Genomic DNA, 13,650 nt, shown 5'->3' with positions numbered 1-13,650 from the left:
ATGTTATCCTCCTAAACCGACATTTCCTCCAGCATGTCCACCGACTAATCCTGAACGATGAATTGCCGTCGCGCCTTCCAACAAAGAAGAGGCGTGGATTAAAGCTTGAAAGCCAAATTTTTGTCGGATTTTATCAATCAGATAGTTTAACTCCATTTCACTAATTTGCTCTTCTGGTTCCGAAAATAAATCTAATTGTAAAGATTCATTCCAAACTAATTTTCCATATGAAAGCCCTAATTGCCGGACATCGGTTCCCGCTAGATAATGTTCTCTAAAAAGGGCTAATACATAGGTAATCAAAACTTTTGTATTGTTTGTTGCAGGAATCGTTTGTTGTTTTCGCCAACCAGTTCGTCCTTCACGGTCAATTTGTCCTTTGGAATAACCAACGTAGACTGTGATACATTCCGTTTGACAATGCGCTTTTCTTAAACGAGCAGCCACTTGTTCTGTCAGTTCCTTTAAGACTAGTTCAATCTGATCTCTTCGCGCATAATCTCTCGGTAAAATCTGACTATTTCCAAATGATTTTTCAGCTTTATGTTGCGCTTTTTTCCCTAAAAAGGTACGATCAATCCCCCATGAATGAGCATACAATTGAAGCCCCATCACGCCAAATGTTTCTTGTAAAAGATGCGGATTCGCTTGCGCTAACTCATATACAGAATCAATTCCTAAACGATTCAGTCGTTTAGCCATTCTGCGACCAATCCCACAAAAATCTGTCAAAGAAGGCAACTGCCAGACAGTATCTGGTACACGATCATACCGCCATTCTGCAATAAAATCTGGCGAATGTTTGGCGCCATTGTCCAACGCCAATTTAGCCAGTAACGGATTGTCCCCTATCCCAACGGTCACATAAATACCCACATGATTATAAACGACTCTTTGGATAATCCGAGCCATCTTATAGGCGGTTTCACAATGAAAATAACTTAAAGAAGCCGTTACATCAAGAAATGATTCATCTACACTAAACACAGAGTGATCTTCATCTGCGACAAACTTTTTATATAAATTATTGATTTCTTGATTTTTTTTCATGTACAAATTCATTCGTGGCGGAACCACATATAAATCAGGATGAGCGGGCACTTGATTTTTACGCGTAACATTTGAAACACCTAAAACTTTTTTTGCCATTGGCGATGCTGATAAAACTAATCCCCCCGCATTTTCGGCATTACTCATCACTACCAACATCGTTTTCAACGGATCTAACCCACGTTCTGCGCATTCTACACTAGCGTAAAAACTTTTGCAATCAATACAAAGAATATCGCGACTAGGTTCTTTTTCATAATCAAATTTCACAAACATCACCTCACTTGCAAAATCATTATACGAACAAACGTTCGATTAATCAAGCGAACACTGTTTATTTTTTTGTTTTTTTCAAGAACGGTTGGCGATCAAAAAAATAGTCCAACAACAAACAGAACCCTGTTGTTAGACAATTTACATATATTGAAAAAGAACTCTCAAATAAAATAATAGTGTATTCAGATTAATACATAGAGGATAAACTTGAATAAATACTATGTAAAACATGATTATTTTAATAGATTGGTGTAGTTTAATATCAAAATCAATATTATAGGTGATAATACACATAGAGAAATAAAAATAATCAAAAAATAGAACCATTTTTTAGAAACTAGCATACCTAATCCTATCGTTCCTAGTGTGTACAGTACTATCAAAATAAGATAGATTTTTGTTCCATTTCCTGAAAAATCCGTCTTGCTCACACTAGTTATCATTCGAAGAATAGCATATATAATCCCCAAAGAGCAAAGCATCCAAATAAAGCTACTAATATATTTAAGGAGATTCATAACCAGACCTACTTTCTATTAAATTACTAAGCTTAGCCTTTCCAAGTTTGTGTGTGCGTTGCTCTAACATCAAAGTAATCAGGAAAAGCATAACACACAATTCTAGAAACCGCTATCAAAACTACTAATAACATATCTATATCATACTTTTTTATAGCATATTCTACCTATAAAAAATAAATAACGGCATCAAAAGTTAGAATATTCATCTAACTTTTTGACGCCGTAACACCCTATTATCACTTTTTACATCTTATTTCGATTTAAAAATAATGATAAAAAGCCCGTTCCTAACAGAATTACTGCTGAAACATAATAAGGGAAAAAGTGATTGATATCAAATAAAGCTCCTGCTGCCATTGGTCCTAAAATATTACCAAAACTTGTAAATGTCGAATTTAGTCCGTTGATGGTTCCTTGTTGATCTCCAGCATGTTTGGATAAATAAGTAGTTACTGCTGGTCTAAACAAGTCAAACGATAAAAAGACAATAAACGTTGAAAATACAACAACTAAATTATTTTTTGTAAAGGCAATCACGGCAATAAAAATGGCACTTGCAAAAAAGGTTAATTGGATTAAACCCATTTCACCTATTTTTTGGACGATTGCATCAAAGAAAAACAACTGACAAATCAACGCTAAAATACCACTAACCGTAATCACGATTGCTATTTCACTTGTGGTAAAGCCAAAATTAATGGTCGCCATAATACTATAAATAGATTCGAACGCTTGCAGGCCAAAAGAGGAAATTAAGATAATCACAAATAATGAGGTAAACATTGGATTTCTTAAAATATCCATAAATGAACCTTTTTTCGCTTCAACAGCGGCTAAAATTCGTTTCTCTGGCTCCTTCAAAACAGTTAATGTCAAAATAAAACCAATAAACGCTAAAAATGCGGCCGCAAAAAACGGGGCGCGAATGCCTAAATAAGCAATAAAACCACCAACTCCTGGTCCGATAATAAAACCACCACTAATTGCGGCTGACACAAGCCCCATCGCTTTCGGACGTTCAGAAATCGTGGTCATATCTGCCACAAAAGCTGTCACTGACGGCATTAATAAAGCGGCGGCAATCCCACCTAAACCACGAGAAATATAAAAACCGCTTTTCGCTTGGGCTAAGCCAAATAATAACTCAGAAATTGAAAACACCAACATACCCGTCGCAATCATTTTTTTCCGACCAATTTTATCCGAAAGGACACCTGCGATTGGCGATGTGATTAATTGGGCAATCGCAAAAATAGAAATCATCATTCCCATTGTAGTACCAGAAAAATGCATTTCTTCTTTTAATTGGGGAATTACGGGAATGACTAGGCCTACGCCTAGAAAAACAAGAAACAAGTTAGAAATTGCTAAGTACATCATACTATTTTTTTTCGTCATAATTTGCCTCCTCCATAAAAAAACAGCCATCAAAAATGGCTATTTCTGTTTCTTTGTATGTACTTTCTTTGACAGTGTTTCGGCTAAAACACTCGTTGAGTCATTGAGATACATTTTACACTAACTCGCTGAAAATTTCACTAGTTTTTACTTATTTTTTTAAAGGAAATTGTTATTTTTTAAAGACATAACTTAAGTATCCAAGTATTTAATGAATCGCTTTTGTTTTTTATCAGAAACATAGCCAATGTGTTCATAAAATTGATGTGCTGCTGTACGCTGTTCCCCTGAATTTAAGCGAATCGCAGACAAGTTATACTTTTTAGCTTCCGTTTCTAGTTTCGTCATTAATTGTTTGCCAATTCCACGGCCTTCTGCTTCTTTTGCCACTGCTAACCCCAGAACGTTCAATAACGTTTGGGAATAAATTGTTTCATACAGTTGCGCATGCACATAGCCTAAAATCTTGCCTGTCTTCGTTTCTTCATAAACATATAAAAACTCTCTGTCACTGGCTAGTAGTAATTTCTCAATCTGTTTACAGGTCACGTCAACGGGAACTTCATAGCCCAATTGTTCTTTATTAATGATAGTTAACACCGCTGCATCTGTTGGCTTCATTTTTCTAATCAAGGGTAACAACCTCCTAAATGATATTTATAGAGTATTACTTTGGCTACTCTATAGTTTTTTCGATAAATAAAGAACTAACTCATCATCATTAACACACCGATCGTTTGGTTTCAGCTGCTTATTTTGAAAGCAAACTCCTGAACCATCTGGCACATATCCTTGTTTGATATATAATCTTTGCGCTGCACCATAACCAGGATGCAGGCCTACTCCCAAGGAAACAGTATCTGCATAACTTTTGGCAACATTTTCTGCACGACTTAATAATAACCGCCCCACTCCTTGTTTTTGAAATGGTAAGAATACATTGAAATCAGCTATTTCAGGATATAAATTTTTAAAAGGTCCTTCCTTAGCTAATGGCAGTAACGTCACATAACCTAACAGCGTTGCCTTTTTCTCCGCTACAAAAACCGTTCGTTGCTTGACTAATTGTTCTTCTAAATAGTTCATTAAAATCTCTTGGCGACTTGGCCAACCTTGTTGGACAAATTGAGTATCCAGCGCTAAGATATCTTTCTCTTGCATTTCTCTAATAACCACTAGCTCAGACATCAGCATTTCCTCCCAAAAAACGTTTTCATTTTATACAACGAAGCGAATAATTCTTCGCTCCCTTATTCATTTTCAAAACCATCGAGTTGATGATATTTGGGCAAAACAGCAACACATGTTTTTTCTGAATTAACAGCAATAACGAACCCTTGCCATAAGGACCACGTCACCGCTTCACCTAATTTCTCTTTCACTCGTTGAATCATTTCAGCTTGCGTTAAGTCTCGTGCAGGAAAATGTTGAACTTTATCGTTACTGATTAAAAAAATAAATGATTCTGAAAAAGCTGTCATGACTTCAGGTGGTAAATTTTTTAATCGTTCTTGGTAATCCATTGAAACCACTCCTTCTTTTTTATCATACCACAACATCCATTTCTCTAAAAAGCGCAGCACTTACTACTGAATATCTGCTAAAATTTGCCTGATAATCTGCTTTTCAGACAGTTGTTCAGATAACCGCTGTTCTCCCGCAAGCTCTAAATAATCTTCTGGTAGCCACCAACGTTTCATTTCCACGACACCAAATTCTTGATTCTTGTTTCTCTGGCTATGTCTTTTCAGCGTTTCTTCAAAAGAAATATCAAAATAATAAACCTGAACATTTCCTTCAAAGAGAGGAAGTATTTCCTGAAAAAAGGAATGATAAATGGCTTTTTGAAAAATCCCTTCAACAATCACATACTGGCATTCTTGATACCCAAAAGCCAGAGGTCGGGACAGGAGTTTTTAGCTTCAAGAAATAAGAAGGAATTTCCGAAAGATGCTTTTCGTCTTTCGAGGAATTTCAGCTTATTTCCGAAGAAGCTGCTCCTCTCCCGCCGTTTATCTTAAGATTCAAGTCTAAGAAGGTAAGTCGTTTCGACTTACGTCCAAAAGACTGTTTCATCTTTAACACGAAGCATTTCTCTGCGCACCACATCTTGAGAAATCAATAACGATTGTTCTTTAAGACACTGATGAAGCGCGTTAGCTATCGTTGTTTTACCACTACCAGAATTACCACGTAAAATAATTAATTTTGGTTGCATCTGTTTCCCTCCATTTTCTTGATTGTTGAAAACCAGCAGAAAAGAGCAAAAAACTTGGAAAAAACTCTCCAAGTTTTGCTGTTATTTTGATGAATGTTTCGTTGAATCTCGCTGAATGAATTCCGTTCCGACAATAATTTTTCTAGGAACTGGTGGGGTATTCAAGCATAACTCTTTCATTGTCTCAACGGCTAGCTCACCCATCCATTCAGTATGAACTTTAACTGTTGTTAATGTTGGTGAAACATATTTTGCGACACTAATATCATTAAAACCAATGATAGAAATATCTTCTGGCACACGAATGGCTGCTTCTTGTAACGCCCGCATCGCACCAATTGCCAACGTATCACTTGCAGCGAAAAAAGCGGTTGGACGAGTGTCCGCTTTTTCAATAAAGTCTTTCATCGCTTGATAGCCTTCTTCAACAGAAAAAGCTGCTTCGACAACCCATTCTTGATGATAAAGGTCCAGATCTTTTAAGGTTTCTTTAAAAGCGACAAAACGTGGATCAACCAATGCCACGTGGGACTCTTTCGTATATTCTTGCCCAGAAAGCATACCGATTTTCTGATGCCCTTGCGCCAAAAATTCTTGCACAATTGTTTTAACACTTCCAGTAAAATCAACAACAATGGAGTTTTGGCCAAAAGCCATTGCATCAAAGTCTACAAATAGAAGAGGTGCGCCTAAGGCGGCTAAGGCCGCCACTTGCTTTTCATCAAATTTTCCTAGGGCAATTGTCCCATCAAATCTTTTTTGAGACAGGTTTGTCAGAGATTCTTTGACTAAAAGAAAACCCAATTCCTCTGCCCGCTTTTCAACACCTAAACGAATCGATAAATAGTAAATATCATCCAGTTCTTCTGGATCACTGAACCATTGGACAAACCGAATTTTCTTTTTGCCTGCTTGTTTTTTTCTGGCTCGCTTTTTATAATTTAACGTTTCTGCTGTTTCAAATATTTTCTTCTTCGTTTCATCACTAACTGATAATGTTTCATCATAGTTCAAAACTCTCGAAACTGTCGCTGAAGAAACACCGACTTGCTCTGCTATATCTTTAATGGTTACGATGTTCCTCACCTCAAACTAATCATTTTCTATACATTGAATAAATCGTTCAAAAGCACGACGACCTTCTTCGTCACGTTTAAAGACGCCGGCATCTGTTAAAATTTGAACAAAAATTGTCCCAATTCCTTGTTGGATCACTTCTTTGACATTGGCTTCAGTGATGGTTTGCTGACTGAGTTCATCCGCCCAAGCTCGATGACTTTCAGCAATTTGATTGGGTTGCTTTAATAAATACTTTTCGACTTCTCTTAATTCTTGTGCCAGCCTTGGTGGCAAAATAGCTAGTCCCATTACTTCAATTAAGCCAATATTTTCTTGCTTAATATGTTGTACTTCTGGATGTGGATGAAAAATGCCATCTGGAAATTCCTCCGAAACATTATTATCTCGTAAAACTAAATCCAATTCAAATAATGACCCTTTGCGTCGAGCAATTGGCGTAATCGTATGATGCGGTGTACCATCTTCTGAATAGGCCCGAACCGAGACACGTTCATCAGAATAATTGCGCCATTTGGTCAAAATTAATTCGGCTGCCTCAACTAGTTCCTCTTGATGATCACTTTGAAGACGAATCACAGACATCGGCCATTTTAAAATACCAGCAGTTATCTCAGGATATTTTTTCAAAGAAAATCTTGTTTCCATTGGTGCTAAATCCATTGGAAATGTATGACGTCCTGCTTGGTAATGATCATGAGATAAAATAGAACCACCAACAATTGGCAAATCTGCATTAGAGCCCACAAAATATTCAGGGAATAACTCCGTAATTTTAAGGAGCCGCTGGAACGTTTTTTTCTCGATTTTCATTTCTCGATGTTGTTGGTCCAAGAAAATCGCATGCTCATTATAGTAAGCATATGGCGAATATTGAAAGCCCCAAGCTTCGTCCTCTAAATTTAGTCGGATAATCCGATGGTTTGTCCGTGCTGGATAATTCACACGGCCATAATAGCCTTCATTCTCCATACATAACATACACGCTGGATATTTTTTTTGACTCATTTTCTTTTCAGCCAAAATTTTTCGAGCATCCTTTTCTGGCTTCGATAAGTTAATGGTAATTTCTAGTTTACCATAGGGTGAGTCCATTGGGAAAATAATATTTTTGGCGATTGCTTTCGTTTTAATGTAGTTATTTGTTTTACATAACTGATAAAAATAATCCGTTGCTTTTCGTGGAGACTCTTGATAATAATCCATAAACTTCCGATTAATGATGGTTGGGGTCGGCGTAATAAAATCCATTAACTCTGCTTCTAGTTGTTCTGCTTCCGTAATTGAGTCATCGATTTGGTGATTGGCTTGTGCAATGTTTAAAAGCTGTTCCACCACACGCAACGGTTCCTGCTCACAAGCAACCGCTTCTGGTTGTTCAAAAAAATCACAGCCAACTAGTTTGGCAATCCGATTCGTCAAATAATAGCGGTCTGTTTCCGTCCAATCGCCATTTTCTATGATTATCTCTACAAATGCAGCAATCCATTTACTACTTTCTTTCATCATCTGATGTTCTCCTATTCATTATAGCCTTGAGGATGTTTCACATGCCATTGCCAAGCGGTGGCGATAATATCCTTGACCTCAGTTACTTCTGGTTGCCAGCCTAAAACTCGTTTGGCTTTTTCACTAGAAGCAATTAACGTACTAGGATCCCCTGCTCGGCGTGGGGCGATTGTCGCAGGAATTTCTTTGCCTGTCACTTCGCGAGCAGCATCTAACATTTCTTTAACAGAATAGCCGTTGTTGCTACCCAGGTTAAAGACGTCACTTTCGCCGCCATTTTTCAAGTATTCTAAAGCCAAAATATGTGCTGCAATCAAGTCTTCAATATAAACATAATCTCGAATGCACGTGCCATCTGGTGTATCATAATCATCCCCAAAAATACTTAGCTCTGCTCGTTGGCCTAATGCTACTTGTAAAATAATTGGCACAATATGCGTTTCTGGCGTGTGATCCTCACCAATTGAGGCATCTTTTTTTGCTCCTGCAACATTAAAATAACGCAAAGCAACATATTTCATTCCATAAGCGTTGTCGCACCATTTCATGATTTTTTCCATCATTAATTTACTTTCCCCATACGGATTTTTAGGATTCGTTGGGGTTTCTTCTGTAATAGGCATTGCTTTTGGTTCGCCATAAGTGGCCGCTGTGGAAGAAAAAACAATATGTTTCACTCCAAATTCTTGCATGACTTCCAAGGCAATTTGAGTGCCGTGAACATTGTTATTGAAATACATTAACGGTTTCTCCACGGATTCTCCTACTAAAGAATTGGCCGCAAAGTGCAACACCCCTTCAATTGATTCCTTTTCAAAGACACTACGTAAAAAAGCTTTATCACGAATATCGCCTTCATAGAAAGTCGCTTGTTCATGAACGGCTGAACGATGCCCCGTTAATAAATTATCAACAACCACAACGGCATATCCTTTTGAAATTAATTGATCGACGGCATGTGAGCCGATGTAGCCTGCGCCACCTAATACTAAAATAGACATTTAAAGCCTTCCTTTCTAAAATAACTTTCTGGCACCATCATCAATTGATGCAGGATAAAAATCAGCAGCATAGCCAATTTTATCTTGATAACTCTGGCCAACAGCTTCAATAAATGCATCTATATTTTGCTTTGGTACCAAAGCAATACTACAACCGCCAAACCCTGCACCAGTCATCCGTGCGCCCAAAACGCCTGGTTGTTCTTGTGCACAAGCCACTAAGGTATCTAACTCAATGCCAGTTACTTCGTAGTCTTCTTTTAGCGAACGATGTGAAGCATTTAATAATAAGCCAAATTCTTCCAAATCCCCTTCAGTTAGCGCTTGTTTTGCCAATAAAGTTCGTTCATTTTCTGTGACGGCATGACGCGCTCGTTTAATCAACGTTGGATCTCCAATCAATGCTTGATATTGTTCAAATGTCTCGCTGTCTAATTCACCTAAAAATTCAATAGATAACTCTTTTTGAAGCAAACGAACGGCTTCTTCGCATTCTGCACGACGTTCATTATATTTTGAATCTGCTAATTCACGACGTTTGTTGGTATTCATAATGACAATCGTATACTCACCTAATTTGGCGGGAACCATTTCATAGTGCATATTATTGGTATCTAGTAGAATAGCTTGATCTTTTTCTCCCATCCCTACGGCAAATTGGTCCATAATTCCTGAATTAACGCCAATAAATTCATTCTCCACTTTTTTACCGATTTGCACCAATTCAAGCATTGGACAGTGTAAAGCATATAAATCATTACAGATCGTTCCCATTAAAAGTTCAATAGAAGCAGAAGAAGACAAGCCAGCACCATTAGGAATCGTACCGTAGAAGAGCACATCTAAGCCAGAATCAATATTGTGTCCGCTTTCAATCAAGTAATTTAAAACGCCTTTAGGATAATTTGCCCAATCATCTGAATCTGAATAGGTTAAATCTTCTAATGAAAATTCGATGAGACCAACCTCTTTAAAATTATCAGAAAACATTCGAATTTTTTGGTCGTCTCTTTTTCTTGCCACACCAAATGTCCCTAAAGTAATAGCCGCTGGGAAAACATGACCGCCATTGTAATCTGTATGTTCACCAATCAAATTAATTCTTCCAGGGGCAAAATAACAGGCTGTCCCTTTCTCACCAAATATTTCTACAAATCGATTCATTGACAGTTCTTCCATCACTAATCGCTCCTTTCACTAGTAAACAAATTGTATAATATTTACTAAACTTTTGCAAATATTTACTTAACATTTTCTTAATTGTCATATTGATTGAAAACGTGTACAATACAATTAAATAAAGATTTATTTTCTTAGCGTTTCTTTTTGACTATTTAAATAATCTAAACAACAAAGTTAAATTTACTAAATATTTACTTGAAGGAAGGATTGATTATTTTGACTATTTCAACTGAATCATTTGGACAAGGAATGCTTCTTTACACACTGACGAATAAAAATGGTGTGACTTTAAAAGCAACAGATTTTGGTGCGCGAATTGTTGCGCTTGACGTTCCTCTTACAAAAAATGAATCCCGATCACTCGTGCTAGGCTTTCCCTCAGCAGATGAATATTTGTCTAAAGACTTATATTTTGGTGCAACAATTGGTCGAACAGCTGGTCGAATTGCCGATGGCTCCTTTGAACTAGCGGGTAAAACGTATCAAACGATGATTAATACTCCTACTCAAACAACACTTCACGGCGGCACACCTGGGTTTGAAAGTAAAAAATGGCACAGCGAAATCCAAGAGGCACAAGTGAATCCTTCTGTGAAATTTTGGCTAGAGAGTCCTGCTGGTGAAAATGGTTTTCCTGGAAATCTCACTGTTTCAGTCACGTATACATTGACTGAAGAAAATGAATGGCAAATTGAGTATCAGGCAACTACAGATGAACAAACACTTTTTAATCCAACCAATCATGTCTACTTTAATTTAACTGGAAATCCCGCAATCCCCATTGATGCGCATGAGTTGCAAATAAATGCCCAAAAGTATGTCCCGCTTGATGAAAGAGTTTTACCGCTTGGAGAATTAGCTTCCGTCGACCAGACAGCTTTTGATTTACAAAAACCTAAAAAATTAGCTGAGGTTTTTTCAAGTAACGATGAACAAATCCAAAAGATGAACGGCTTCGATCACCCTTTCATCTTAACCAATCATGATTTAATTAACCCAGATGTTATCTTAAAAAGTCCTACTAAAGATATCACCTTAGAAATGTTCACTGATCAACCTTCAGTTGTTATTTTTTCAGCAAATTTTGCTGATAACGGTCCCGATATTCAAGGGCAAAAATTAATCAATCACGGAGCGCTCACATTTGAAACCCAAGTCTGTCCTGGTGCTGAAAGATTTCCCTTGTTCGGTTCTATCACCCTCTCACCTGAACAGGAATTTCACTCAACGACCCGTTTCAAACTAATTTATTAAGTGAAATGATGCTCTTAACCAAGCTTATCTTCGAACTAAAAAAGATAAGAATGGTTAAGAGCACTTCTATTATTTGACATCTTTAATCGCTCCATTTACACTATTTTCAATTAGAAAGGCGGTGATGTCTATGTATGCAATCAAATTTTTTCATGGCTATTTAACTGCAGATGGTAAACGTACGCGAGATAAATCAGGTTGTTTAGTTTACCACTCTGAAAAAGAAGCACAAAAATTAGCAGATAAAATTGGCGGGAGAGTTAAAAAAATTGGATAACCTTAGGTAAAGGATAGATAAGCAAGGCTATTTTGCTATCTGTCCTTTTTTTATTTTACATATTCCTCGACTTATTGTATTGATTTGATACAATAGAGAAAAAGCCTAAAGGAGCGCTTACATGAAACAAAATGACTTTGATTATATGCAAATGTTAAAAGGTGAATTATATTACGCCCCCACCATTTTACCCGAAAATAAATCAACAAAAGGCAAGGTGTTAGCTCAAAAAATCAATCAACTTCCTATCGATAATGTGAAAGAAATTGTGGCCCTAGAAAAAGAATTATTAGGAAAAACTGGCAATGAGTTATATATCACCCCACCCCTCCATGTAGATTACGGTCGCCATATTGAGGTAGGAGAAAATTTTTATGCAAATATGGATTGCATTTTTTTAGATGTAAACAAAATCATCTTCGGTGATAACGTCATGGTTGGCCCTCGTGCTAGTTTTTATACTGCCGGTCATCCAATTGATCCAACGATTCGAACTGCAGAATTAGAATTCGGTACGCCAATTATTGTTGAAGATAACGTGTGGATTGGCGGCAGTGCCACCATTTTACCTGGCGTTACAATTGGAAAAAATGCTATTGTCGCTGCTGGTGCTGTGGTTACAAAAGACGTTCCTGCCAACACGATTGTTGGGGGTAATCCAGCAAAAGTCATTCGCAAAATTGATGAAAACGATCAGCAATTTTGGACAGAAAAGCAACGGCAGTATCAAATCGCTAAGAAGCAATTCTTTCATGAATAAAAAAGCCCCAATCCAATGAAAATAACGGATTGGGGCTTTTTTATTTTAATCTTCTTCATAATAATTAAACATCCAATGGATGCCAAACTGATCTTTTAGGGAACCATACTTTTTAGACCAAAAAGTTTCAGATAATGGCATTGTAACAGTGCCGCCTTCAGATAATCGTTTAAATAAGCGATCAATTTTTTCATCATCATCTGTGCTAACCACGAGCGAAAGGTTATTTCCTTCCGTAACTTCAAAACCAAACATATCAGGAACATCTGAAATCATTACATAGGTTCCTTCAATAATGATACTTGCGTTCATCACTAAATCCTTTATCTCGTCGTTTATAGGATGCTCAGGATCCTCAGGTGCTTCGCCAAAAGTCATTAAATTTTGACATTTTGTATCAAAAACATCTTCATAGAATGCGATTGCTTCTTTTGCTTCACCTTTAAAATTTATATATAGCTCTAACAAATGACTCACCTTCTTTCATGATTAAATTTTATACTTTATTTTCTCATGATTTGTCAGAAAGCAAAAATAGTCTGCTTAAAAATCTGATTTTTCTAGTAACAAGGTAACAAATTTTTCCAAATACAGTTGGTCAACCGCATCATAGCTATTTGTTACACCACTATCAATATCTAAAACACCGACCAATTGATGATTTTTTACCATCGGTACAACGATTTCAGACATCGCAGCTGAGTCACAAGAAATATAATTGGCGTGTGTCTTCACGTTATCAACAATCAATGTAGCTTGTTTTTCCGCGGACTCACCACAGACACCTTTGCCCATTTTAATTCTGGTACAAGAGACTTTCCCTTGAAAAGGACCCAAAACTAATTCTTCATCTTTATATAAATAATACCCAGCAAAAACGGTATCTGGTAATGTTTGTGCAAGTAACGCGGACGAGTTTGCTAAATTTGCAATAGCATCCGTTTCTATTTCTAACAAACCGCTCAATTGTTGTAAGCACAATTCGTAGGCTGCTTTTTTGTTTTCTCTCGTTTGTTCAGTCATGCTTGGTTCATCTCCTTCATTTTGTCTTATTATAAAGGAAGATACGCAAAAGTGCTATGTTAAAGTGAGTCAAACAAACTTGAAACGCTGATACACGTTGTGAG

The 13,650-nt window shown here is 37.0% G+C and carries 14 protein-coding genes and 2 pseudogenes; 3 read left to right on the top strand and 13 right to left on the bottom strand.

The window, feature by feature from the left end; translation table 11 throughout:
• Positions 1–3 precede the first annotated feature (3 nt).
• The 11 genes and pseudogenes from IGM13_RS04845 to IGM13_RS04795 form a co-directional block, all read right to left on the bottom strand.
• Positions 4–1,326: a Y-family DNA polymerase gene (locus IGM13_RS04845; RefSeq protein ID WP_002382081.1), complete on the bottom strand. Its 1,323-nt coding sequence runs from the start codon at positions 1,324–1,326 to the stop codon at positions 4–6.
• 764 nt (positions 1,327–2,090) lie between these two features.
• Positions 2,091–3,245 carry a multidrug efflux MFS transporter EmeA gene (gene emeA, locus IGM13_RS04840; RefSeq protein WP_010715094.1) on the bottom strand — a complete coding sequence of 385 codons (1,155 nt, stop codon included), beginning with the start codon at positions 3,243–3,245 and terminating at the stop codon, positions 2,091–2,093.
• 192 nt (positions 3,246–3,437) lie between these two features.
• Positions 3,438–3,878, bottom strand: a complete 441-nt coding sequence (locus IGM13_RS04835) for a GNAT family N-acetyltransferase (RefSeq protein ID WP_010715093.1) — start codon at positions 3,876–3,878, stop codon at positions 3,438–3,440.
• 48 nt (positions 3,879–3,926) lie between these two features.
• Complete coding sequence (locus IGM13_RS04830; RefSeq protein WP_179188572.1) at positions 3,927–4,439, bottom strand: GNAT family N-acetyltransferase; 513 nt, start codon at positions 4,437–4,439, stop codon at positions 3,927–3,929.
• 56 nt (positions 4,440–4,495) lie between these two features.
• Entirely contained in the window at positions 4,496–4,804 is a 309-nt protein-coding gene (locus IGM13_RS04825) for a hypothetical protein (protein ID WP_002382077.1), read from the bottom strand.
• Between the two features lie 27 nt (positions 4,805–4,831).
• Positions 4,832–5,149: pseudogene (locus IGM13_RS04820) on the bottom strand (hypothetical protein); the annotation flags it as partial.
• A gap of 160 nt (positions 5,150–5,309) precedes the next feature.
• Positions 5,310–5,535: pseudogene (locus tag IGM13_RS04815) on the bottom strand (AAA family ATPase); the annotation flags it as partial.
• A gap of 9 nt (positions 5,536–5,544) precedes the next feature.
• Positions 5,545–6,549, bottom strand: coding sequence for a LacI family DNA-binding transcriptional regulator (locus tag IGM13_RS04810; RefSeq protein WP_002419835.1), 1,005 nt, complete (start codon positions 6,547–6,549; stop codon positions 5,545–5,547).
• A gap of 6 nt (positions 6,550–6,555) precedes the next feature.
• Positions 6,556–8,046, bottom strand: coding sequence for a UDP-glucose--hexose-1-phosphate uridylyltransferase (galT, locus tag IGM13_RS04805; RefSeq protein WP_002419834.1), 1,491 nt, complete (start codon positions 8,044–8,046; stop codon positions 6,556–6,558).
• 14 nt (positions 8,047–8,060) lie between these two features.
• Positions 8,061–9,050: a UDP-glucose 4-epimerase GalE gene (gene galE / locus IGM13_RS04800; RefSeq protein ID WP_086269726.1), complete on the bottom strand. Its 990-nt coding sequence runs from the start codon at positions 9,048–9,050 to the stop codon at positions 8,061–8,063.
• Between the two features lie 15 nt (positions 9,051–9,065).
• Positions 9,066–10,229, bottom strand: a complete 1,164-nt coding sequence (locus tag IGM13_RS04795) for a galactokinase (RefSeq protein ID WP_002420068.1) — start codon at positions 10,227–10,229, stop codon at positions 9,066–9,068.
• Positions 10,230–10,427: 198 nt separating this feature from the next.
• Here IGM13_RS04795 and galM point away from each other — a divergent pair, with 198 nt between their 5' ends.
• The 3 genes from galM to IGM13_RS04780 all read left to right on the top strand — a co-directional run bounded on the left by galM (position 10,428) and on the right by IGM13_RS04780 (position 12,523).
• Complete coding sequence (gene galM, locus IGM13_RS04790) at positions 10,428–11,486, top strand: galactose-1-epimerase (protein WP_002420067.1); 1,059 nt, start codon at positions 10,428–10,430, stop codon at positions 11,484–11,486.
• Between the two features lie 130 nt (positions 11,487–11,616).
• Positions 11,617–11,763 (top strand): hypothetical protein, encoded by a 147-nt coding sequence (locus IGM13_RS04785; protein ID WP_002384758.1) that lies wholly within the window; start codon positions 11,617–11,619, stop codon positions 11,761–11,763.
• 121 nt (positions 11,764–11,884) lie between these two features.
• Complete coding sequence (locus IGM13_RS04780; RefSeq protein ID WP_002379300.1) at positions 11,885–12,523, top strand: sugar O-acetyltransferase; 639 nt, start codon at positions 11,885–11,887, stop codon at positions 12,521–12,523.
• Positions 12,524–12,568: 45 nt separating this feature from the next.
• Here IGM13_RS04780 and IGM13_RS04775 read toward each other — a convergent pair whose 3' ends face one another.
• Both IGM13_RS04775 and IGM13_RS04770 read right to left on the bottom strand, forming a co-directional pair.
• On the bottom strand, positions 12,569–13,000 hold the full coding sequence (locus tag IGM13_RS04775) for a VOC family protein (protein WP_002382065.1): 432 nt from the start codon (positions 12,998–13,000) through the stop codon (positions 12,569–12,571).
• 66 nt (positions 13,001–13,066) lie between these two features.
• Positions 13,067–13,546, bottom strand: a complete 480-nt coding sequence (locus tag IGM13_RS04770) for a GAF domain-containing protein (RefSeq protein ID WP_002360627.1) — start codon at positions 13,544–13,546, stop codon at positions 13,067–13,069.
• Positions 13,547–13,650 lie beyond the last annotated feature (104 nt).

It is taken from the genome of Enterococcus sp. DIV0561 (assembly GCF_050539875.1).
Lineage (GTDB): Bacteria > Bacillota > Bacilli > Lactobacillales > Enterococcaceae > Enterococcus > Enterococcus faecalis.
This window is presented reverse-complemented; position numbering and strand designations above follow the sequence as displayed.